21 protein-coding genes are annotated in these 21,905 nt (G+C 70.7%); 8 read left to right on the plus strand and 13 right to left on the minus strand.

All coding sequences use genetic code 11. The features are described 5' to 3' along the window. Positions 1-124: 124 nt before the first annotated feature. Together ABZ794_RS04350 and ABZ794_RS04355 are read right to left on the minus strand one after the other, a co-directional pair. Complete coding sequence (locus tag ABZ794_RS04350) at positions 125-751, minus strand: glyoxalase (protein WP_357514159.1); 627 nt, start codon at positions 749-751, stop codon at positions 125-127. 97 nt (positions 752-848) lie between these two features. Next, positions 849-1,259, minus strand: coding sequence for a VOC family protein (locus ABZ794_RS04355; RefSeq protein WP_357514161.1), 411 nt, complete (start codon positions 1,257-1,259; stop codon positions 849-851). Between the two features lie 69 nt (positions 1,260-1,328). Between ABZ794_RS04355 and ABZ794_RS04360 the strand changes: the two genes are divergently transcribed. Beyond that, positions 1,329-2,222 (plus strand): NAD(P)-dependent oxidoreductase, encoded by an 894-nt coding sequence (locus ABZ794_RS04360; protein WP_357514163.1) that lies wholly within the window; start codon positions 1,329-1,331, stop codon positions 2,220-2,222. Between the two features lies 1 nt (position 2,223). On the opposite strand, the gene ABZ794_RS04365 is transcribed toward ABZ794_RS04360, so the two are convergent. From ABZ794_RS04365 to ABZ794_RS04390, 6 genes are all read right to left on the minus strand, one after another. Beyond that, positions 2,224-3,327 (minus strand): glycoside hydrolase family protein, encoded by a 1,104-nt coding sequence (locus ABZ794_RS04365; protein ID WP_357514164.1) that lies wholly within the window; start codon positions 3,325-3,327, stop codon positions 2,224-2,226. 139 nt (positions 3,328-3,466) lie between these two features. Next, positions 3,467-4,309, minus strand: coding sequence for a carbohydrate ABC transporter permease (locus ABZ794_RS04370; RefSeq protein ID WP_112700239.1), 843 nt, complete (start codon positions 4,307-4,309; stop codon positions 3,467-3,469). Beyond that, positions 4,299-5,264 (minus strand): sugar ABC transporter permease, encoded by a 966-nt coding sequence (locus ABZ794_RS04375; RefSeq protein WP_210785290.1) that lies wholly within the window; start codon positions 5,262-5,264, stop codon positions 4,299-4,301. Before ABZ794_RS04375 ends, ABZ794_RS04370 begins: the two co-directional genes overlap by 11 nt. Positions 5,265-5,274: 10 nt before the next feature. Next, complete coding sequence (locus ABZ794_RS04380) at positions 5,275-6,549, minus strand: sugar ABC transporter substrate-binding protein (RefSeq protein ID WP_210785289.1); 1,275 nt, start codon at positions 6,547-6,549, stop codon at positions 5,275-5,277. Positions 6,550-6,561: 12 nt separating this feature from the next. Next, a complete protein-coding gene (locus tag ABZ794_RS04385) occupies positions 6,562-8,211 on the minus strand; it encodes an FAD-dependent oxidoreductase (RefSeq protein ID WP_307850603.1) in 1,650 nt (549 codons plus the stop codon). Next, positions 8,208-9,248, minus strand: a complete 1,041-nt coding sequence (locus tag ABZ794_RS04390; protein WP_210785288.1) for a LacI family DNA-binding transcriptional regulator — start codon at positions 9,246-9,248, stop codon at positions 8,208-8,210. Before ABZ794_RS04390 ends, ABZ794_RS04385 begins: the two co-directional genes overlap by 4 nt. A 320-nt stretch (positions 9,249-9,568) precedes the next feature. On the opposite strand from ABZ794_RS04390, the gene ABZ794_RS04395 reads away from it, so the two are divergent. Beyond that, positions 9,569-10,597, plus strand: coding sequence for a hypothetical protein (locus ABZ794_RS04395; protein WP_210785287.1), 1,029 nt, complete (start codon positions 9,569-9,571; stop codon positions 10,595-10,597). Positions 10,598-10,604: 7 nt separating this feature from the next. Here the strand turns inward: ABZ794_RS04395 and ABZ794_RS04400 are convergent, their stop codons facing one another. Next, positions 10,605-11,558, minus strand: coding sequence for an AraC family transcriptional regulator (locus ABZ794_RS04400; protein WP_210785286.1), 954 nt, complete (start codon positions 11,556-11,558; stop codon positions 10,605-10,607). Between the two features lie 224 nt (positions 11,559-11,782). Between ABZ794_RS04400 and ABZ794_RS04405 the strand changes: the two genes are divergently transcribed. The 4 genes from ABZ794_RS04405 (at position 11,783) to ABZ794_RS04420 (ending at position 16,756) form a co-directional block, all read left to right on the plus strand. After that, positions 11,783-13,324, plus strand: coding sequence for an NAD(P)/FAD-dependent oxidoreductase (locus ABZ794_RS04405; RefSeq protein WP_210785285.1), 1,542 nt, complete (start codon positions 11,783-11,785; stop codon positions 13,322-13,324). A gap of 115 nt (positions 13,325-13,439) precedes the next feature. Continuing rightward, positions 13,440-14,639, plus strand: a complete 1,200-nt coding sequence (locus ABZ794_RS04410) for a low temperature requirement protein A (RefSeq protein WP_210785284.1) — start codon at positions 13,440-13,442, stop codon at positions 14,637-14,639. Positions 14,640-14,797: 158 nt separating this feature from the next. After that, positions 14,798-15,694, plus strand: coding sequence for an acetyltransferase (locus ABZ794_RS04415; RefSeq protein WP_210785283.1), 897 nt, complete (start codon positions 14,798-14,800; stop codon positions 15,692-15,694). A gap of 75 nt (positions 15,695-15,769) precedes the next feature. Next, entirely contained in the window at positions 15,770-16,756 is a 987-nt protein-coding gene (locus ABZ794_RS04420) for an alpha/beta fold hydrolase (RefSeq protein ID WP_357514169.1), read from the plus strand. Positions 16,757-16,810: 54 nt separating this feature from the next. On the opposite strand, the gene ABZ794_RS04425 is transcribed toward ABZ794_RS04420, so the two are convergent. After that, a complete protein-coding gene (locus tag ABZ794_RS04425; RefSeq protein WP_357514171.1) occupies positions 16,811-17,086 on the minus strand; it encodes a DUF308 domain-containing protein in 276 nt (91 codons plus the stop codon). Positions 17,087-17,146: 60 nt separating this feature from the next. On the opposite strand from ABZ794_RS04425, the gene ABZ794_RS04430 reads away from it, so the two are divergent. After that, on the plus strand, positions 17,147-18,634 hold the full coding sequence (locus ABZ794_RS04430) for a LuxR C-terminal-related transcriptional regulator (protein ID WP_357514173.1): 1,488 nt from the start codon (positions 17,147-17,149) through the stop codon (positions 18,632-18,634). Positions 18,635-18,657: 23 nt separating this feature from the next. On the opposite strand, the gene ABZ794_RS04435 is transcribed toward ABZ794_RS04430, so the two are convergent. The 3 genes from ABZ794_RS04435 to ABZ794_RS04445 form a co-directional block, all read right to left on the minus strand. Continuing rightward, entirely contained in the window at positions 18,658-19,572 is a 915-nt protein-coding gene (locus ABZ794_RS04435; protein ID WP_357514174.1) for an NADP-dependent oxidoreductase, read from the minus strand. Positions 19,573-19,659: 87 nt separating this feature from the next. Next, positions 19,660-20,037, minus strand: coding sequence for a nuclear transport factor 2 family protein (locus ABZ794_RS04440; RefSeq protein WP_357514176.1), 378 nt, complete (start codon positions 20,035-20,037; stop codon positions 19,660-19,662). 11 nt (positions 20,038-20,048) lie between these two features. Beyond that, entirely contained in the window at positions 20,049-21,152 is a 1,104-nt protein-coding gene (locus ABZ794_RS04445) for an aldo/keto reductase (RefSeq protein ID WP_357514178.1), read from the minus strand. Between the two features lie 106 nt (positions 21,153-21,258). Here ABZ794_RS04445 and ABZ794_RS04450 point away from each other — a divergent pair, with 106 nt between their 5' ends. Then, positions 21,259-21,864 carry a TetR/AcrR family transcriptional regulator gene (locus ABZ794_RS04450; protein ID WP_357514180.1) on the plus strand — a complete coding sequence of 202 codons (606 nt, stop codon included), beginning with the start codon at positions 21,259-21,261 and terminating at the stop codon, positions 21,862-21,864. Positions 21,865-21,905: the final 41 nt, after the last annotated feature.

Below are 21,905 nucleotides of genomic sequence, written 5' to 3' on the forward strand. Positions count from 1 at the left end.
AGTCTCCTCGTCGCGACAACGTTTACCCCTGCACGTTACGCACCCGCAGGCCCCGATCATGGTGGTACGCGCGGGTCGGCGATGTCCACCGGCTCGGCGATGCCCTCGACGATGCTTCCTCCGGTCACATCGCGGTCGCCAGCGATGCGGCTTCCCAGGCGAACCCGTCCGGGTCGGTGAAATGCCCGGCGTCGCCGCCGATCGTGAGTCGGTGCGATCCGGTGCCGTCGGGGGCGACGCCGACGTCCCGGGCGAGGGCACGACGTCGGTACAGCGCCAGCTTCACGGGGCTGGACCCGGCTACGAACTCGACGTACATGCGGCCGAAGCTCTTCGCCACGGCGAGGCCGCGCTCGACGTAGAACCGTTTGCTCGCCGCCACGTCCGCGACTCCGAGCAGGAGCACGAAATCGTCGATCCGCCGGGTAGCGGGGCCGCTGTTCTTTTTCGCCGAGGTCGCGATCTTCCAGATCGTCCCGTCCGGGGCTTGCAGGACACCGCCGTAGCCCCAGAGCGACTTCGCGGCGGGCTTCAGGGACGTGGCACCGGCGTCCACTGCGGTGCCGATGAGGCCGTCGACGGTGGCCGGCTGGGACACCGTGAGCGCCAGCGTGAACCCCCGGAAGCCGCTCGTCGGTGCGTCCGAGGCCCGCAGGCGAATCTGCTCGTCCAAACCGAAGGCGGCGCTGTAGAAGCGCTGGGCGGCCGCGGGGTCGGTCACGTCGAGGGTGACGGATGCGATGGATGTCATGGTGGTCACGCTAGGTGCGGCCCGACGACCGGTGCTTCTTGATTCCTGACCGGTCTCGTCAGCTGTCCCGAACGGCGCACATCGAGGATCGGACGGCTCAGCGAAGCTCTTGGATGCGGACCAGGTTGCCGGCGGGATCGCGGAAGGCGCAGTCGCGGATGCCGTACGGCTGCTCGGTCGGCTCCTGGACGACCTCGGCGTCGCCGGCCTGCACCTTCTCGAAGGTGGTGTCGAGGTCCCGCGTGGCCAGCAGGATCCAGCCGTAGGTGCCCTTGGCCATCATCTCGGTGATGGCGCGGTGCTCGTCCTCGGTGGCCCCGGGATCTGCGGCCGGCGGCGCCAGGAGGATGGACGTGCCGGGCTGGTCGGCGGGGCCGACCGTGATCCAACGCATCGTGCCCTGACCGACGTCGCTACGGACCTCGAAGCCGAGGGCGTCGCGGTAGAAGGCCAGCGAGGCGTCCGGGTCGGTGTGCGGCAGGGAGCACGTGTGAATCGTGATGTCCATGTCGATCATGTTAGGGGTAACGCCGCACCCCCGTGTGGGTCCTCGTTTGCCCCCGGCGAGGATGTGGTCATGACCAACCCCGCACTGCCCAGGCGTGTCGTCGTCACCGGCGCCACCGGCAAGCTCGGCCGAGCCGTGGGCGCCCACCTGCGCGCCGTCGGCGTCGACGTGCTGGCGGTGGACCGCGCCGGTGGCCGCGACCCGCGCGACGTGAACGGCGAGTTCCTGCTGGTCGACCTGACCGACTACGGGCAGGTGGTGGAGGCGTTCACCGGGGGCGCCGACGAGCACGCGGGCGGCGTCGACGCGATCGTTCACCTCGCGGCGGTGCCGGCCCCCGGGCTGATGTCGAATGCGACCACCTTCGCGAACAACTCCGCCGCGACGTACAACGTGTTCGCCGCCGCCCGGACGGCCGGCATCAAACGGGTCGTCTGGGCGTCGAGCGAGACGGTGCTCGGCCTGCCGTTCGACACCCCACCGCCGTACGCGCCGGTCGACGAGGAGTACGCGCCCCGGCCCGAGTCGACGTACTCGTTGAACAAGGCCCTCGAGGAGGAGATGGCCCGGCACTTCTGCCGGTGGGACCCGGAGCTGGTCATGGTGGGCCTGCGCTTCTCCAATGTGATGGACGTCGAGGACTACGCCCCGTTCCCCTCGTTCGACGCCGACCCGCGGCTGCGCCGGTGGAACCTGTGGGGCTACATCGACGCCCGCGACGGCGCGCAGGCGGTCGAGCGCGCGCTCGCCCACGACCAGCCCGGTGCCGATGTCTTCGTCATCGCCAACGCCGACACCGTCATGAGCAGGTCCAGCGCCAGCCTGATGGCCGAGGTCTACCCGGGCGTCGAGATCCGTAAGGAGCTGGGTGAGCACGAGACGCTGCTCAGCATCGACAAGGCCCGCCGGGTGCTGGGGTACGAGCCGCAGCACTCCTGGCGGGACCACGTCGACGTGCTGTAGGTCAGCGCGCCGCCTGGTAGGCGCGGCCGACGGCGGTCGCGGCGCTGCCGGTACGGAACAGGCCGGTCTGGTCCTTGTCGGTGGCGGGCAGGCCGAACCACGCGTACCGCTGTAGCCAGGACAGGCCACCCAGCATCCGGGTCGCCGCGGTGAGGAACGCGGCCTGCTGTGCCTGGGTGGGGAATCGGACGCCGTTGGAGAAGTCGATCAGGGCGAACTCGGTGAGCCAGACCGGCAGCCCGTACCGGTCGTGCACCGCCTGCAGGTACGACCTGAGCTGGTTGACCGCGTTGGCGGTGGTGAAGTCCCCGCCGTACCAGTGCAGGGCGATGAAGTCGACGCGGTAGCCGCGCTGCTTCGCCCCGGCCATGAAGCGGTCGAGCCACTCGCCCGGCCGGTCGCCGCCCCAGGCCACCGCCGGGCTGCCCAGCGGAAGGCCGGTGGCCTGCAACTGCGGCCACAGCTCCAACGCCTGCTCGACTGTCATCTCCGCCTGACCCTTCAGGTCCGGCTCGTTGAACCCGAGCAGGTGGCGGCCGTTTTTCTTGGCCTGTTGCAGGTTGGTGGCGGTGACGCTCTTCGCCCCCCAGATCATCGGGACGAACTCGGCGCCCTTCGGGCTGGTGACGCCCGAGTGGGCCACGTCCCAGGTGTAGTACCAACTCGCCCCGGAGTTGGCCAGCGCCTGGCTGACGCCGTCGAAGGTCCACACCCCGACGCCCTTGCGCTTCGAGGTCGCCGCCGGGGCCGCCGGAGCGACCGGACGCCGCGATGTCGGCTTCGCCGTCGGCGTCGACGTCGGGGTCGTCCCCGCCGGGCTCGTCGTGGCGGCGGTCGTGGTCGCGGTGGGTGCGCCGGGTTGCGGGCTCGCGGGCGGCGGCGCGTCGAGCGCCTGCGTCGCCGCCGGGGCGGGCGTCGGCCCGGTGGGCTGCACCACGACGATCACACCCGTCACCAGTACGGCGACCACGGCGGCCACGAGGAGCGGCCACAGCAGCCGCCGCGCGCCGATCGGAAGGCGGCCGAGCATCCCGCGTCGGGGTTTCGCGTGGACGCCCCGGTTTCCGCTCGCGGCGTCCGCTTCACCCTGGCCGGTTGCGCGCATCGTCTCGACTCCCTCGTGTGTGGTCGCAGCACTGTTGCATGCTGCGGTGGCGGGGGAACCCCGCCAACGCCTCACCTCAGGAGACTCGCCGGCCGTACCCGGATAACAGTTTCGTCGGCCCGGAGCAGCGTCAGATGGATCATCCTTTCAGACCGGTGTGGGCGAGGCCCTCGATGAACTGCCGCTGCGCGATGACGAACACGACCAGGACGGGCAGCGCCGTCATCGAGGCCGCCGAGAGCTGTACGTCCCACATCGGTCCGCCGTACGCGTCGACGAACTGGGTCAGCGCCTGCGGCAGGGTGAACTTCTCCGGGGTGGACAGGAAGACGATCGGCTCCAGGTAAAGGTTCCAGCTGTGCAGGAAGGTGAAGATCGCCACCGCGCCGAGGGCCGGGCGGGCCAGCGGCAGCGCGATCCGCCAGAAGGTCGCCAGCCGGCCCAGCCCGTCCACCCGGGCGGCTTCCTCCAACTCGCCGGGCAGGGTGATGAAGAACTGCCGCATGATGAAGGTGGCCAGCACACTGGGCGCGCCGAGCGTCGGCACCAGGATCAGCGGCCAGTGGGTGTCGATCATCCCGACCGAGTTGAACATCTGGAACAGCGGCACGATGGTCACCTCGCTCGGGATCAGCAGGCCCACCAGCACCACCAGGAAGAGCGCGTGCTGACCACGGAACCGGATCCGGGCGAACGCGTATCCGGCCAGCGACGAGACGGCGAGGGTGCCGACGGTGACCACCGCGGCGATGTACGCGCTGTTGAGGTACTGCTGGGCGAACGGTTGCAGCTCGAACACCCGCCGGTACGCCGAGAAGCTCAGCTCGGTGGGGATCAGCGACGGAGGGAACGCGAAGATGTCGCTGACCGGCTTGAACGACGAGGTGACCATCCACCAGGTCGGGAAGACGAATGGGATGGCCAGCAGGCAGATCAGCCCATAGATCGCCACCCGGGCCCGCAAGGGGAGCCTATTGTTCATGGAAGACCCACTTCCTGCGCATCCGCCACTGCACGACGGTCAGCGTCAGCACGATCAGGAACAGCAGCACCGACAGCGTCGAGCCGTACCCGAACTGGTGGAACTGGAAGGCCTGCTGGTAGAGGTAGTAGACGAGCACTGTGGTCGAGGTGCCCGGGCCGCCCTGGGTGAGCACGGCGATCTGGGCGAAGACCTGTAGCGCGCCGACCACGGTGATGATCGAGGTCAGCAGGATGGTCGGGCTGATCAGCGGCACGGTGATCCGGCGGAACTGGGTCCACCGGCTCGCCCCCTCTACCCGGGCCGCCTCGTAGAGTTCGGCGGGCACGCCCTGCAACGCGGCGAGGAACAGCACCATGTTGAGGCCGACGTTCTTGACCACCTGGACGACGATCACCGACAGCAGCGCGGTCCATTCGCCGCGCAGCCAGTTCGGACCGTCCAGGCCGACCGCGCCGGCCACCCCGTTGACGCCGCCGTTGTCCTGGAGCAGGAAACCCCAGACGATCGTCCAGGCGACCAGCGAGACCACCACCGGTGAGAAGAACAGCGTCCGGAACACCACGGTGCCGCGCAGCCGCTGGTTGAGCAGGACGGCGAGCAGCAGGGCCAGGGCGAGGTTGAACACGACCAGGCCGACGGAGAAGAACAGCGTGCTCCGGAGTACGCCCGGCAGCTTCGGGTCGTCGACCAGCTCGCGGTAGTTGTCAGTGCCCACGAAGTCGAAGGTGTCCGCGAGCACGTTCCACTCGTGCAGGCTGTACCAGACCACCAGGCCGAGCGGCAGCAGCACGAAGAGGGCCGCACCCACCAGTTGTGGGGTCACGAAGAGCAGGCCGGCGAGCTGGTCACGTCGACGACTGGTCCACCACCCGCGTCGCGGCGACGCTGCCGTGCCGCCCGGGGCGGGCCGGGGCTCAGCCCGACCCGCCACGTTGTCCGTCAGGACCGGCATCGCTGATCCCCTACTTCGCCAACAGCGGGTTGATCGCCGAGCAGACCCCGTCGAGCACACCCCGCACGTCCGCGTCGGCCTTCCACATCGGGTCCAGCGCCGACCGCACGGCCTGGCTCAGCTCGGCCTGCCCGGTGTGGTTGGGCTTCACCACCCCGTTGGCGATCCCGTCGATCACGACGCTCTGCAACTGCTCCGGCTTGAGCAGGGGATTGGTCTTGGCCAGCGTCGCCGCGGTGAGCAGCGGGGTACGCGGCGGCGGGAAGAACTGCGCCAGCTTGGCGGAGTTGGCGGGGTTGGTGAGGAAGGCCAGGAAGTCCGCGGCGACGGCGGCGTGCTTGCCCTTCTTCAACACGCCCATGCCACCCTGACCGATCACCGAGTAGTTGCCCTTCGGCCCGGCCGGCAGCGGCACCAGGTCCCAGCCGAACTTCTGCTTCTCCAGCAGCGAGGCCCGGGAGATCTGGGTGATCGTCATGCCGGCCTCGCCGGCGAAGAAGTCGGCGGCGGTACCCGGGCCCGGCAGCGCCTTCGCGGTGAAGATCGCCTGGTGCAGGAAGGCCATCGCGTCGACCATCTCGGTGGCGTTGAAGCCGCAGGTCTTTCCGTCCGCGCTCCACGCCTGGGCGCCCCAGCCGGTCCAGATGGTGGAGAGGTTGTCCCAGCCCTTGTAGTCGAAGTCCCGTACCACCAGGCCCGCCTTGCCGGTCCGGGCGGCCACCGCCGAGGCGGTGGTCACCGCGTTCTCCCAGGTCCAGGCGTTGGCGGCGATCAGCTCGGCCGGGCTCTTCGCGCCGGCGGCCTTGACCAGGTCGGTGTTGACGAAGATGCCGAACGGTGAGGTGGAGAACGGGTAGCCGTAGAGCTTGCCGTCGGCCTGCCACAGCTTCGTCGCGGCCGGCGCCAGCTCGTCGAAGCCGTACCCGTCGGTCTTGCGCAGGGTTTCGTCCAGCGGCAGCAGCGCGCCCGAGGAGACGAAGTCGGGAGCCGCGTTCTCCAGGACCCAGGCCAGGTCGGGCGGGTTTCCACCGGCGATCTGGGTGGTCAACGTGGTGGTGTAGCTCTCGAACGGGATCGGGTCGAAGGTGATCTTCGCGACGTTGGGGTGGCTGCTCTGGTACTCCGCCGCGATGTCGTTGAACAGCTTCAGGTGTGCCTCGTTCGCCGACCAGGTGGTCATCCGCAGCGAGACCGGGCCGTCGGAGCCGGCGCTGTCGCCGCCGCCGCACGCGCTCAGGCCGAGCATCGCGGCGAGCGCGACGACGGCCGTCAACCGTTTCCTCATCAGGGTTCTCCCTCAGTAGCCGGCGATGTCGGGCCAGCGCAGCTCGACGCCCTCGTCGGCGAGGCGGTTCTGGAATTCGGCCAGCAGGCCGGGGGTGTGACGCACCGCGCGGGGAGTGACCCGGCGGGCCAGGCAGAAGTCCGCGAGCAGACCGGCGACCTCGCCGATGTTCCACTCCACGGGGTGCAGGCGGTACGAACCGTTGGTGATGTGGGTGGTGCCGATGTTCTTCCCGGCGGGCAGCAGGTTCTCCACCCGTCGGGGGATCAGGGCGCCGAGTGGGATCTCGAAGGGACACGAGGCCACGTCGACGTAGTTGTCCCCGCCGGTGGACGGGTGCAGGTCGATGCGGTACATGCCGACGCCGACCGCGTCCGGGTAGCTGACCGCGCCCTTGTCGCCGCGTACCGCCAGGGACAGGTCCTGCTCGACGACGGTGTACTCGGCGCGGATGCGCCGCGCCTCACGGATGTACGGGGCCTGGGCCAGACCGCTGTGCGCGACGTCGCCGCCGATGCTGATGCCACCGGTGCCGGTGACGTCGCCACGCAGCCGCAGCCCGGGGAAGCCGGTCCCGCCGTCGGCGCGCGGCGCCTCGGTCTGCAGCCAGTAGAGCACCGACAGGGAGAGCTCCCGGGCCGCCGCGATCTGGTGGGCGGGGTCGGGCACGTCGATCAGCGGCTGCTCGAAGTAGTCGATCATCGGCCAGTTGACCAGGCAGATGTCGCTGTCGTAGCTGCCCGGGACGAAGCTGCGCCGAGCGGCGATCCGCCGGAAGGTCCACAGGTTGCCGTCGCCCGGGCTCAGCCGCTGGTCGGCCATCACCAGCCACGGGTCGTCGTCCGGGTTGGGGGTGAAGCTGCGCTCGGAGATCTCCAACGTGCGCGGGTTGGGTGAGCGGAAGGAGAGCATCCGGTCGCCCCAGAACGGCGGCTGGTACGCCCGCCAGAAGTCGTACCGGGCCGGCCGGTCGATGGTGTGGTCGCCGTCGACGTGGTCGACCGCGAAGCAGACCGAGAACGCCTGCATGTTCTCCGGCTGCGCCTCGTCCGGCGCGCTCGGCTCCCCGGTCTCGCCCCGCGACTCGAAGCCGGTGACGTACTCGGTGCCGGTCAGCGGCAGCAGTTCGCCGGTCTCGGTGGCGTCCAGCACGTACGGCGCGACAACGTGCACCCGTTCGCCGCTGTCCCGGTGCGCCAGGGTCACCCCGGTCACCCGGTCGCCGTCGGTGTCGGCCCCCACCGGCAGGTACGGCTGGAGCAGCCGCAGCCGGCCGGCCCCCCGGTACGGCGCGAGCATCGCCTCCAGCACCGCCACCGCGACCCGTGGCTCGTGGCAGAGCCGGCTGACGTGCCCGGCCCCCGGGTTGAGCGCGGTGGCCTGGCGGGCCCGGTCGGTGAGCGGGTAGTAGGCGCGGTAGTAGTCCCGGATGCCGTCGCGCAGCTTGCGGTAGCTGGCGGTGACGCCGAACTGCTCGACCCAGGAGTGCTCGTCGGGCGGTACGGCCTGGCTGGTGAGTTGACCGCCGAGCCAGTCGTACTCCTCGCTGAGCACCACGGAACGGCCGGCGCGCAGCGCGGCGAGGGCCGCGGCGACGCCACCGAGTCCACCGCCGACGATCAGAACTTCGGCCTGCATCTCTGGCAAGAGCTGTCCTTTCACGGGGTCACCTTCGGCGGCGCGAGGGTGGCGCCGTCGACGGGCTGGCAGGGCACCAGCCGCTGCGGCACGGTTTCCGGGTCCGCCTCGAGCAGCCCGGTCAACACCTCGACGGACTGCCACCCCATCTCGCGGCGGGGGATGCGGAAGCCGGTGAAGTCGATGTCGGTGCTGGCCGGCCGGGTCGGGTCGCCGAGCGCCAGGATGGACAGGTCACCCGGGATGTCGAGGCCCCGTTCGCGGGCCAGCTGGGCGATGGCCACACCGTCGGCGTACTCCTCGACCACCGCCGCCGTGACGCCCGCCGCGAGCAGGGCGTCGAGCAGTTCCGCGGGGGAGCGGTCGGTGGTCGGCAGGTGCCGTGGCGTGCGTCCGGCCTCGTCGAGCGCGGCCCGGAAGCCGCGCATCCGGTCGGCGTGCGACTCGGGGCCGGAGCCCTGGCCCAGGTAGGCCAGCGCGGTGTGACCTGCGGCCAGTGCGCGGCGTACCACGGCGGCGGTGGCGGTCGGGTAGTCGGCGCCGACGTACGGCACCGGCCCGCCCGCGTCGTCGCGGCGGCCGACCGAGACGAACGGTTGGCCCTCGGTGACCAGCCGGGTCAGCTCGTCATGGTCCAGCGATCGACCGAGCAGGACGCAGCCGTCGGCCAGGCGGAGCCGGTTGTCGTCGTGGAATATCCGCCGCCGGCCGCCCGCCACCGGCGCGCTGGTGAGCAGCAGCAGGTCACAGCCGAGCCGTTCGGCGCACTCCTCGATGCCGACCAGGAACGGGTGGTAGAAGTCGCCGGTGCCGGTGGGAAAGACCGGCTCGTAGGTGAAGACACCGAGGATGCGGTTGTGCCGCGCGGCGAGCCGGCGGGCGACCGGGTCGGCGACGTAACCGGTGGTGCGGATGGCGTGCAGGACCCGTTCCCGGGTTTCCGGGGCGATCCTGACGTTGCCGTCGTCGCGGCCGTTGAGCACCAGCGAGACGGTCGCCTGGCTGACGCCTGTCATCCGGGCGATGTCGTGCTGGGTGACTCGCCTGCGCGAACCAGTCACGTTCCGTGTCCAATCGTTACCGGGGTAATACGCATTAGCGTCGGTGAGGTGAAATGGTGCGGCGCATCCGGCGTCGCCGTCAAGACCCTCGGGCGGAGAAGTTCTGCCGACGAAAGCCGCTCGATAATTCGTATTAGCACCTTGACGGTCGACTGAGGACCCGGCCAGACTCGTCGATGACGACCCCGGGCCACCGGCCAGGCAGCCACATCACCGACAGTGACGCTGGTTGCGCTCTCGTCAGTGCCTTCCGGGCCGCCGTCGCGCCACCACTCACGCTCCGCGATCGACGAGCGTCCCCTCACGATCGGAGACACCAGATGGCACACCCGTACCCGAATCCGCCCTCCGGCCGACCCACCGAGCTGAGCCGGCGCGGGCTGTTGCGTGGCGCGGCGCTGCTCGGCGCCGCCTCCGCCGCCGGCGGTGCCGGCACCCTGCTCCAGGGCGCGCCGGCGCTGGCCGGGCCGGCCGGTTTCCCCAGCTACCGGTACGTCCGCGACGCGTTCGACCGCCCACTGGCCTACAACCCCACCGGCGAAACGATCTTTCCCTGTGTGCGCGGGGTCTACGACAAGATCACCGGCGCCAAGGGGCGGTACTACCTCTACTACGCCCCGCACGACGCGCCCGGCGGGATCTGCCTCGCCTACGCCGACCGGCTGGAAGGCCCCTACACCGAGCACCCCGGCAACCCCATCGTCGACCGGGTGCTACCGACCACGACGGTCAGCCACGTCTCGTCCCCGCACGTCGTCTGGAACGCCTCCAGCCGGGAGTTCTTCCTCTACTTCCACGGGGAGAACACCACTACCCGGGTGGCCCGGTCCCGAGACGGCATCACCTTCAGCGACGAGACGCCGATCCTGAGCACCAGGCTCGTGCCGAACACCACCGAGACGTCGTACGCCCGGGTCTTCGAGCACCGGGTGACCGGGCTCGCCAACAAGTACGTGATGCTCTACATGGGAGCGCACACCGTGCGGCCCGGCACCCGGAAGATCTTCTGGGGTTGGTCGCCGAACGGCTGGGACCAGTGGCAGTTCGCCCCGGAGCCGCTGATCTCGCCGGCCGGCGACGGCCTGAGCGACATCTCCGCACCACATCTGCTCACCCGCAACGGCACCGCGTACGTCGTCTACCACGGCGGTGACGGTCGAATGCACCTCACCGAGGTCGGCAACGGCTTCGACCGGGAGGTGCATCTCGGGGTGTTCCACAGCCCGATCGCCTCCGACAACGGTCGGGTCGCGTCACCGAGCTTCGGCACCGACGGCGGCGTGGGCTACCTGATCTACGAGGCGGGTCCACGCCTGGGCGCCCGGATCTGCGTGGCCCGGGCGGTCTGACCGGTCGTCACCGACGCAGGGTCGTGGACGGCGTCTCGCCGAAGCGGCTCCGGTACTCGGTAGCGAACCGGCCGAGGTGCACGAAGCCGTGTTGCAGGGCAACAGTCGTCACGGACGCCCCCGGCTCGGCCGACCGGAGCGTGCGGCGCGCCGCGTCGAGCCGGCAGGCCCGCAGGTACGCGGTAGGGGTGGTCTGCAACTCACGGCGGAAGCAGTCCTGCAGTGTTCGTACGCTCACCCGTAGCGCCTCGGCGACGTCGCCGACGGTCAGTGCCTCCCCGTGGTGTTCGGAGATCAGGGCGCAGGCCCGGCGGACGAGACGCCCGGGGTGGGCGTGCTGGCCCGGCTCGGCCAGCAGGTGGGAGTGGCTGTGCTGATGGGCCAGCAACAGCTTGCCGATGAGTCCCTGTTCGAAACGGGCGGCCACCTGTGGGTGGTCGAACAGGGACGCGTCCGCCGGCTGGGACAGCTCGTCGGCGAGGAACGCCACCCCGCGCGCCCACGCCCGCGCGGTCGGCGTGGTCATGAGCATGCCGACGTCGAGGCGGACCGGGTCGTCCACCGGGTGGCCCAGTAGGCGGGCGAGTTCCCGGTCGACGGCTCGCCGGTCGGCGTAGAAGATCCGGTGGGGCGATCCCTCGGACCACCGCATGTCCGAGGAGTCGTACGGGGACAGCACCGAGGCGACGTCGGGGGTCGAGGTCACTGTCTGACCGGCGTGCCGGACCATCGTGCTGCCGGCGCTGGGGATCTGGACGAGGTAGAAGGTCTCCAACGCGGGCGGTTGGATGCGCACCGCCTGCCCGTAGTCCAGGTCGATGACGCCCACACCGCCGGCCCGGCGAGCCGCCATCCGCAGTTGCACGCTGTGCACACCCGCCTGCGGGGTGAGCCGGTGGGGACAGAAGACCCGGCCCACCTCGGCGCGAGCCTGGTCGACGTCGTCCGTCCGGACCGTCATCGCATCCATCCGACACCTCCCGGGCGTCCCGTCGCGCTGACCGTAAGGCGTGACCGGGCCGGACCAGACCCGAAAGCCGTCGACCCGACAGGAAAAGGGTCCGGCCGCGTACTGCGGACAGCGCCCGCGTCGCGCGGATAGCGAACTTCCCGGCCTGCTCGCTAGCGTGCGAGCACCGCGGGCGGTCAGCGTCGGCACCGTTCGCACGTCCTTCGGAGGAGATCATGAGGATTGCCGTCGTTGGTGCCGGATTCGCCGGTGTGAGCGCAGCGAAGGTGCTGCGGCAGAGCGGATTCGACGTCACAGTGTTCGAGCGCGCGCCCGACGTCGGTGGGGTGTGGAGCCGTACCCGGCGTTACCCCGGCCTGCACACCCAGAACGACAAGGGCACCTACCACCTCTCCGACCTGCCGATGCCCGCCGACTACCCGCAGTGGCCGTCGGGTGAGCAGGTCCAGCGGTACCTGGAGAGCTACGTGGAGAAGTTCGGGCTGGCCAGCGCGCTGCGCCTGTCCACTGAGGTCGCCTCGGCCGAGTTGGTCAACGACGAGACCGGGTGGCTGGTCACCTCGCGGCCGGCGGGCGCCCAGGACCCGCTGACTGTGGAACGGTACGACCACCTGATCGTCGCCAACGGCATCTTCTCCGACCCGTTCGTCCCGTCCTTCGACGGGCACGCGAGCTTCGCCGCCGCCGGAGGGCGCGTACTGGCGACGGGGGAGTTCCACGACATCGAGGCGGCTCGAGGTAAGAACGTCCTCGTGGTCGGGTACGGCAAGTCGTCCTGCGACGTGGCGGTCCCGGTGAGCGAGGTAGCCGCCCAGACCCACGTGGTGGCGCGCGAGCTGCTCTGGAAGATGCCCCGCAAGCTCGGTGGTGCGCTCAACTACAAGTACCTGCTGCTCACCCGGATGGGTGAGGCGCTCTTCCGCTACCTGCACCTGAAGGGCTTCGAGCGGTTCCTGCACGGCCCGGGGAACGGTCTGCGCCGGCGCATGGTCGACAGTGTCGGCTCGGTCGCGACCCGGCAGTTCAACCTGCGCGAGCTGGGTCTCGTGCCCAACGGCAGCTTCGAGGACATCGCCCGCAGCACTGTCAGCCTCGCCACCGAGGGGTTCTTCGAGCGGGTCACCGACGGCCGCATCGCCGTGCACCGGGAGCAGGTGATCACCGAGTTGCTGGTCGACGGTGGGCGGCCCGCCGCCCGCCTGGCCGACGGCACGGTGCTCCCCGCCGACCTGGTGATCTGTGGCACCGGCTTCCGCCAGCACGTGCCGTTCTTCGACGACGCGTTGCACGCCCGGCTCCAGGACGACGCCGGCAACTTCATGCTCTACCGGCAGATCCTGCCGATCGGCGTGCCGCGGCTGACGTTCGCCGGCTACAACTCGTCGTTCTTCAGCCCGCTCAGCGCGGAGATGGCGGCGGTCTGGACGGCCGCGTACCTGCGGGGTGGGCTCACACTGCCGACCGAGGTCCGGATGCGTGACGAGGTGCGCGCCCGGCTGTTCTGGATGACGAAGCGCACCAACGGACGACACGCTCGCGGCACGAACATCATCCCGTTCTCGATGCACAACGTCGACGAGGTGCTCGACGAGTTGGGGCTCAACGTCGGCCCGCTGACCCGGGCCCGGCAGTGGCTGTTCCCGGTCGACCCGGGCTCGTACCGCAGGGTGACGGCACAGATGATCCGGCGTACCGACGACCCGGTATCCGCCATCAGCGACGGCGACCCGATGAAGATGGATAAAATACGCAGATAGGGATCAAGCGGGGCCGGTCGGCGAGGGAGGCTCGGGGGCGATGGCAGCGGAACAGGGTCACCACAGTGGTGTGCCCGTGCCGGCGGCCCTGGCCGGCTGAGCTGTCTCGCCGTCCGTGCTGACGCGCACCGAGTTCTTTCGTGGGCTCGGGGACAGTAGGAGCCCCCGCTCGGCGACCGTCCTGGAACTGCTCTTCGACATCGTCTACGTCTTCGCGCTGGCCCGCCTCGCCGGGCGGATCGCGGACGACCTGACCATCGTCCGGCATGCGTTGCTGTCCGAGGCCGGTCAGACCGTCCTGTTCTTCACGGCGATGTGGATGATCTGGTCGCTCAACGCCCTGCTGGCGAGCACCTACGACCCCCGGCGCCCCGACCTGCAGGCCGTCCTGCTGGCGACGATGTTCGGCACGCTGGTGCTGGCGGTCACCCTGCCGCAGGCATTCGGCCAACGCGGCGTGATATTCGCCTGCACCTACGTCGTCATCCAGGTCGGTCGACCGCTCTTCACGTCGCTCGCCCTGCGGGGTCACGCGGGCCAGGCGTTCGCGCTCCGGGTGCTGACCTGGCACCTGGCGTCCAGCGTGCTCTGGATCAGCGGCGGCATCAGTGGTGGCCTCGGTCGGGGCATCTTCTGGACCCTCGCCCTCGCCATCGAGCTGATCGGCGCCGCCACCACCTACCCCCTGCCCCGGATGGGAAGGAGACAGCTCACCAGCTCGGGGGTCACCGTCTCGCAGGAGCATCTCGCCGAGCGGTACAACCAGTTCTTCATGATCGCCCTCGCCGAGGTGGTGCTCGAAGCCGGCGCCGCGGTCAGCTTCCCGGGCTTCACCACCGAGGGAACCATCACCCTCGTCGCCTCGTTCGTGGCGGTCGTCTCGTTCTGGCGGATCTACTTCTACCACGTCAGATCCGGCCATGCCTCGACCCCGAGCGGGGAGGGGATCCAACTGTCGCGGTGGGCGAGCTACAGCCTGCTGTTGATCGTCGGTGGCATCATCTGCACCGCCGTCGGCTTCGGACAGGTCATCGAGGATCCGCACCCGCCGATCGACTGGGCTCTGGTGGCCATCATCTTCGGCGGCCCGGTGCTGTTCCTGATCGGGCGGAGCACCCTGGAGCGGGCCAACCGATCCGCCCCGCGGTGTCGGGCGCTGTACTTCGGCGTGGTGGCGCTCGTCCTGGCGGCCCCACCGATGGTGCTGCTCCCGCCGGTCGCCGTGGCGGCCGTCGCGGCGATCATCCTGGCCGGCATCACCGTGTACGACCAGCGTGCCCACAAGCGTGGGGCGGAAACCAACCCGACGCTGTGACGATCCGTTGCGTGCCGGCGACCCCGGCGCGTAAGGTCGTCGGGCACGCCGTCGAGCTGGAAGGAGGTCAGAACAATGTCCGATGTTCTGCGCCCCCTCCGCGCTCCGGCGTCCGCGCGGATCTGATCCGGGGCGCGCGCTTCCCGGAGGACCAACCCATGACTGATCTCGTCATCCGTCCGCTCGTCGCGGGCGAGGAAAACCTGTTCGACTCCATGCCTGATCCGCTGCCCCAACTGCGCCAGGTCGCGTACGCCGACGGGATCGCCGGCGGCGGCTACCGTCCCGAGCACACCTGGGTCGCCCTCCGTGCCGGCCGGGTGGTCGGTCGAGCAGCCTGGGTCCTCCCGCCACGTGCCATCGGTGCCCCATGGCTGGAACGGTTCGACCTGGACGCCGAGCCGGAGGTGGGCGCCGAGCTGCTGCGCGCCGCCCACGAGGCGCTGGGCGGTCCCGTGCTGTACTACGCCGCGCTGCCGGCGCACTGGCGGCGTCGACCCGAGGTGCTGGCAGTGGTCCGGGCACCCATGGAGGCCGCCCGGCTCGCCGGGCTGGTCGAGCGGGGGGAGCGGCTCCGCTGCTCCTGGACGGGCACCCCACTGCCGGCGTCCTCCGGGCGGTACGACTTCCGCGCGCCCGTCGACGCGGCGGAGATCAAAGCCCTGGTTGCCCGGATCGCCGAGCCGGACGTGCTGACCGGCGTCGAGAACGCACTAGCGGTCAGCGGTGTCGACCTTGCCACCGACCCGCTGGCCTGGCTGGGCGACGCCACCGAGGGGTGGCGCGTCGCGGTGGACGCCGGTAAGCCGGTGGGCCTGGCCGGAACGGCTGGCGATGCCTGCTTCCCACTGCTCGCCTATCTCGGCCTGCTCGACGAGGCGGCCCGGCCCGAGCTGCTGGCCGAGGCGGTCCGGGTGCTGGCCGCCGGCGGTGCCCGCGAGGTCATCGCCGACGTGCAGTCGCACCGGGTGACGGTGCTGGCGGAGCTGGAGCGGACCGGCTTTCGGCAGTTGCGCTCCCGGGTCGTCTTCGCGCCCCCGAACAGCCAGGAATAGCTGACCGGGTGCGCCCGGTCACCCGGGCGCACCCCCTCAGCCGACGCCGAGCGCAGCCCCTGTCAGCATCTGACCATGCCGGAGATCATCGCGCTTCTCGTCGGCGGGTTGGCGCTCGTCGGGGCGGCGGTCGCCGGGCTCTACCTCTGGCCGGTGGGCCGCCGTGGGCTACGGGTCGCGCCGGCCCGACCGCTCGACTTCGACACCGCCACCCGTGCCGCCGCGGCCATCATCGCCGCCGAGGCGGCCGATCCGGCGGTGCGACCGGAGTCGCGCAGTCGCCTGCTGAGCCATGGCTCCCGTACCGGCCGGGCCGTGCTGCTGTTGCACGGGTACACCCTCGCGCCCGAGCAGTACGAAGGGCTGGCCGAGGAGTTCTTCGACAGCGGGTACAACGTCTGGGTTCCCCGGGCGCCCCAGCACGGGACCGTCGACCGGCTGGCCCACCACCGGGTCGAGGCCGGTGAGCTGACGACGTATGCCGCGCAGGGGTGGGCCGTCGCGGCGGCCCTGGGAGACGAGGTCGGTGTCGTGGGGATCTCCGGCGGCGCCGTGCTGGCCGCCTGGCTGGCCCAGGTGCCGGGCAACGTCGTACGGCATCTGCTGTTGCTGTCGCCGTTCTTCGGCCCGAATCCGCGACAGGCGCCGGCCTACGCGGTGAGACCGCTCATCGTGCTGTACGGGCGCCGCGTTCTGCGGGATCGCGTCACGTCGCGCGGATACTCGCTCGCCGCCGTCACCCAGTACCTGACGATCGCCCGAAGCCTGCCGAAACCGCCCCGGCGGGCCGGTCTGCGGTCCGCGGCGGTCGCGATCAGCCCGCTCGACGGCGTGGTGGACCTCAGGGCAGCGGTCGACGTGCCGCGCCGCATCGCCGACGCGAACGCGATACCGCTGCGGGTGTGCACCCTGCCGGCGGCGTTGGGCGTCGAACACAACACCCTCCACCTCGCCGCCCTCGGCACCGACGGTGACGAGTGGCGTCGGCGGTACGTCGCCCTCTACGAGGGTGAGGCCGCGTCGGCCTCCGGGCTCGCCGGGACGACCAGTATCGGCGAGTGACCGTCGACGACGCCGTGGCGGCAGGGACTCACCCGCCACAACGGCGTCGGTCGGTCAGACCCGGACGGTCTGTCGGCGCTGCCGCCACGGGAGGCTCGCGGCTTGCAGGACGAAAAAGACACCGCCGGCCGCGGTGTAGACGATCAGCATGCTGAGGTTCGGCTCCGCGCCGAGGGCGGCGGGCAGGTAGGTCGCGCCGGCGATGACCGAGAGCGCGCCCGCGACCAGCATCGGCCACTGGCGGCCGAGTTCCGGGCTGTTGCGGCGGATGGCGACGGTGAACTGGGCCACGCCGGAGACGATCGCCCACACGCCGAAGGTGAAGAGCACGGTGCCGATCCCGCTGCTTGCCGCCAGCCCCAGGGCGAGAAGTCGCCTGCCGTACGCGCCTTGGGCGCCGCGCGGGCCCGATTCGACGCGGGAAAGTTCAACCAGGTTCCGGACCTGCTGGCGGCCGCCGAGTTGGGTCCACTCGAACCGTTGCAGCGGGCCGGGGTGGAGCGCCTGCGGGCCCAGGTCGCGTTCGCGCTCAACCCCGGCCGAGCCGCCGGCCTGCCGCTGCTCGCTGCCGCTGGCCGTCTCCGGGAGCTGGATCGCGCCTCGGCGCGCACCACGTACCTTTCGGCGGTGGGTGCCGCCGTTCACGCGGGCCGGCTTGCTGGCGGCGACCTGCGCCGGGCGGCCGAGGCGGCGCGCGGCGTGCCGGCCGGCGACGATCCGGCCGGCCTGTTCCTGACCGGCCTGACGGCATGGACCCTCGACGGGTACGCACACGCCGTTCCGTATCTCCGCCGGGCTCTCGAAACGATGACGGCGGACGAGAACCTGCACCTGCTCTGGCTGGCCGGGCCGGTCGCGCACGAGGTGTGGGACGACGCCGCCTGGTTCCGGATCACCGAGCGGGCGGTCGGTTTCGCCCGCGCCACCGGTGCGCTGTCGCTGCTGCCCACAGCGTTGGCGTTCCGCTCCGGCGCACTGGTGTACGCGGGTCGGTTCGTCGATGCGGCCGGCCTGCTCGACGAGGCCGATGCCCTCGGCCAGGCCACCGGAATGGCCATGCACCCGTCCGCCTCGCTCACCCTGGCGGCCCACCGTGGCCGGGAGTTGCCCGCGATGGAGCTGATCGACGCCACCGTCAAGGACGCCGACGCGCGTGGCGAGGGCCGCCTGCTCGGCCTGGCCGGCTACGCCAGAGCGGTGCTGGCCAACGGGCTCGGCCAGTATCCGGCCGTTCTGGATGCCGCGCGTCAGGCGACCGAGTACGTGGACCTCGCCGTGTTCAACTGGACGCTCGGTGAGCTGATCGAGGCCGCCGTACGCGCCGGAGAGACCGAGGTGGCCGCCGAGGCCCGCGAGCGTCTCGCGGAACGTACCGGTGCCGCCGGCACGGACTGGGCGCTTGGCGTACAGGCCCTCGCCGACGCCCTGACGGGAACGTCGGAGAGGGCCGAGGACCGGTACCGGGAGGCGGTCGAGCGGTTCACCGGCGGCCAGCTCGGTCTGCAACTGGCCCGGGCCCGACTGCTCTACGGCGAGTGGCTGCGCCGGGAGAACCGCCGAGCCGATGCCCGGATCCAGCTGCGTGCCGCGCATGAGGCGTTCGCCGCCATCGGCGCGGAGGGCTTCGCCGAGCGGGCGAGCCGCGAACTGCTAGCCACCGGCGAGACCGTCCGCAAGCGGACCCTCGGTCAGCCGGTCGAGTTCACCCCGCAGGAGGCGCAGATCGCCCGACTCGCGGTGGCGGGGCAGACCAACCCGGAGATCGGTGCCGCGCTGTTCCTCAGCCCGCGTACCGTCGAGTGGCACCTGCGCAAGGTCTTCATCAAGCTCGGCATCGGGTCGCGCAGAGAGCTGGCGGCGGCCCTGCGCGGCCGCTGACCGCAGGTAGCGGACCCCCTCGTTCAGTGACTGAGCACGACCTTGCCCGACAGGCGGCCGGCGGCGTGGCGACGGTGCACCTCGACGATCTCGGTCATCGGGAGGCGCTCGCTGACGCCTGGCGAAACCCCGTCGGCGTCCACCCGGCGGGCAATTTCGTTGAGGTGGGCGGGATCCCAGCGGACGGTCATGACCATCGCGCGCACCGCGCTGCGGCGGTCCGTCGTCGCGGACGAGGTGATGGAGACCAGACGACCGCCCGGCTCAATGAGGGCGACGAGCCGATCCAGGCCGGACCCGTCGATGGGTGCTGTGTTGAACACAGCGTCGACCGGCTCGGTCAGCCGGTCGACCGTGTAATCCAGGATCTGGTCGGGGCCGGCCGACTGGGCTGCCGTGATGCTGGCCGGACCCGCCACTCCCAGAACGGTGGCGCCAGCCAGCTTGGCGAACTGCACGGCCAACCGACCGACGCCACCGCCCGCGCCGTTGACCAGGATGCGCTGGCCTGGTCGGACTCGCAGGTGGTCGTGAATGCCCTGCCAGGCGGTGAGCCCGGCGATCGGAAGGGCGGCGGCGTAGGCGAGCGGGATGTTCGTTGGCGCGGCCACCATCGCCGCCGGAGCGAGCGTGAACTCCCCGGTGGCGCCGTCCGCCGGTCGTGGCAGGGCCGCGATGACCCGGTCGCCGACCGCATGGCCGGTGACACCCGGGCCGAGTTCGACGATCGTGCCAGCGACGTCGGTGCCAGGGATGTGCGGCATCCGGACGGGATGGGAATGGTGCAGGACGCCGGCTCGGATGACGGCGTCCGCCGGGTTGAACGACGTGCCCGCGACCTTGATCAAGACCTCACCGGAACCGGGGACGGGCACGGGTGCCTCCTCGTAGCGGAGCACCTCCGGTCCGCCGTACTCGTGCATTCGGATGGCGTGCATGTCTTCCTCCAGGGGATGTGCGGCAAAGGGGGGTGCCCGCAGCCACGACCCGGGCTGAGGTTTCGTGGCCGCGGGCACGAGGGCGGGTCAGCCGGCGACCAGCTTCTGGGCGTACTCCGGGTTGGTGTAGTCACGCCAGGCGGCGATCTTGCCGTCGCGGATCTCGTAGATCGCCATGTTCATGACCGGTGCCACCGGTCGGCCCGGCAGGCCGAGGCCGTGGACCTGCTCGGCGATCACGACGTCGCCGTCGACCGCCTGGTGCACTGTCGCGAACTTGACCTCCGCGAACATCCCGAAGACGCCGCGCCAGACCTCCACGACGGCGTCCCGGCCGCGCACCTGCTGGTCGCCGTAGGCGTGGAACACGACATCGGGGTGCAGGTAGGGAACGAGGCGGTCCGCGTCCCTGGTGTTGAACGCCTCGACGAACTCACGAACGAGGGTGTCGTTGCTCTGTGCCATGTCCGGTCCTTTCACTTGGTGGGCCCGGTGGCGCCGTTGAACACCGGAGGGGTGTAGCCGGCCGGCTTGTCGCCGATGCCGAGACCGGGGCTCACCACCCAGGACTGGTACTGCGGGGTGAACATCACGTACGGGACCCCGAGCTGCGGCGCGCTGGCCTCCTCGAGCCGGCGGCGGGCGTCGGCCGGGATCTCGAAGTCGAGCGCCTCGAAGTTGCTGCCGACCTGCGCTGCACTGCTCGCCCCGATGATCACCGAGGCGACGGCGGGTTGGGTGGCGACCCAGTTGATCGCGACCTGGGCCATGCTGCGACCCAGGTCGGCGGCCACGCTCTCCAGTGCCTCGATGACCTGCCACTCGCTGGGGCTGACCTCGCGACCTCCGGCGTCGGGATTGGTCAGCCGACCGCTGCCGCTCAGACCGTCGCCGGTGCGCCGGTACTTGCCGCTGAGCAGGCCGCTGGCGATCGGGCTCCACGCGGTGAGCCCCATGCCCATGGTCTGGGCCATCGCCACATACTCCGCCTCGATGCCCCGGCTGACCAGGGAGTACGGGAGCTGCAGATTGATCATCGGGGCCAGCCCGTGCGCTTCGGCGTAGCTCTGCGCCCGGGCCGCGTACCAGGCCGGTACGTCGGAGAGACCGGCGTACCGGATCTTGCCGGCGCGCACCAGGTCGTCGAGGGTGTGCACGACCTCCTCGACCGGGGTGATCCGGTCCCAGGTGTGCAGCAGGTACAGGTCGATGTAGTCGGTGCCGAGCCGGCGCAGCGACGCCTCCACGGCCCGCATGATGTGCTTGCGGCCGTTGCCGCTGGCGTTCGGGTCGGTCGGGTCGACGGTGTTAGTGAACTTGCTGGTCAGCACGAGCCGTTCACGGACGCCGGCCCTGTCGATCAGGCGGCCGAGGATCTTCTCGCTCTCCCCGGCGGTGTAGAAGTCCGCCGTGTCGATGAAGTTCCCGCCCGCCTCCAGATACTGGCGGAAGATCGGCTCCGCCTCCGCCTCGGTCTTGCCGTACGCGGCGTGGAAACCGTCGACGCCGAAGTTCATGGTGCCCAGCGCCAGCCGGCTCACCCGCAGACCGGACCGCCCGAGCAGGTAGTAGTGGTTCATCGTTGCGTCCTCCCGATCGTGGTGTCGGTCCGTGTCGGACCGCGCTCCAGACCTTTGCTCGCCAAAAATGGACCTGCAAGTCCAGAATCTGCGCTAGGGTTGGGCCATGACACGCACGTTGACCCGCAAGGGTGAGGCGACCCGGGCGCGGATAGTCGCCGGCGCGGCCGCCGAGATCCGTGAACGTGGCGTCGACGACGTGCGCCTTGAGGATGTGATGGCCCACACGGGCACCAGCAAGGGCCAACTCTTCCACTACTTTCCCGGCGGCAAGGACGAGTTGCTGCTCGCGGTCGCCCAGCACGAGGCCGACCAGGTGCTCATCGACCAGGAGCCGATGCTCAGCAACCTGACGTCCTGGCCGGCCTGGCTGGCGTGGCGCGACCGGCTCATCGAGCGCTACCTCGCGCAGGGGGTCAAGTGCCCCCTCAACGGTCTGCTCGGCCAGACCGGCCGGCGGGCGCCGGGCGCGCAGGCGATCGTGACCGGTCTCATGTGGCGCTGGCAGGCGGCGATCACCGAGGGCATCCGACAGATGCAGTCGACCGGGGACATCGCCCCGGACGTGGACGCCGAGCGCGCCTCGGCGGCGCTGCTGGCCGGCATCCAGGGAGGCGTACTGCTGCTGCTCTCCACCGGCAAGATCGATCACCTGGAGGCGGCCCTCGACCTCACCATCGAACGCCTGCGGGCGGGTGCCCGCACCGCCTGACGGCCCGGTCGGCGGCGGCCCGGAGCGGGATCGCTCCGGGC

Source organism: Micromonospora sp. NPDC047187, assembly GCF_040643355.1.
GTDB classification, from domain to species: domain Bacteria; phylum Actinomycetota; class Actinomycetes; order Mycobacteriales; family Micromonosporaceae; genus Micromonospora; species Micromonospora salmantinae.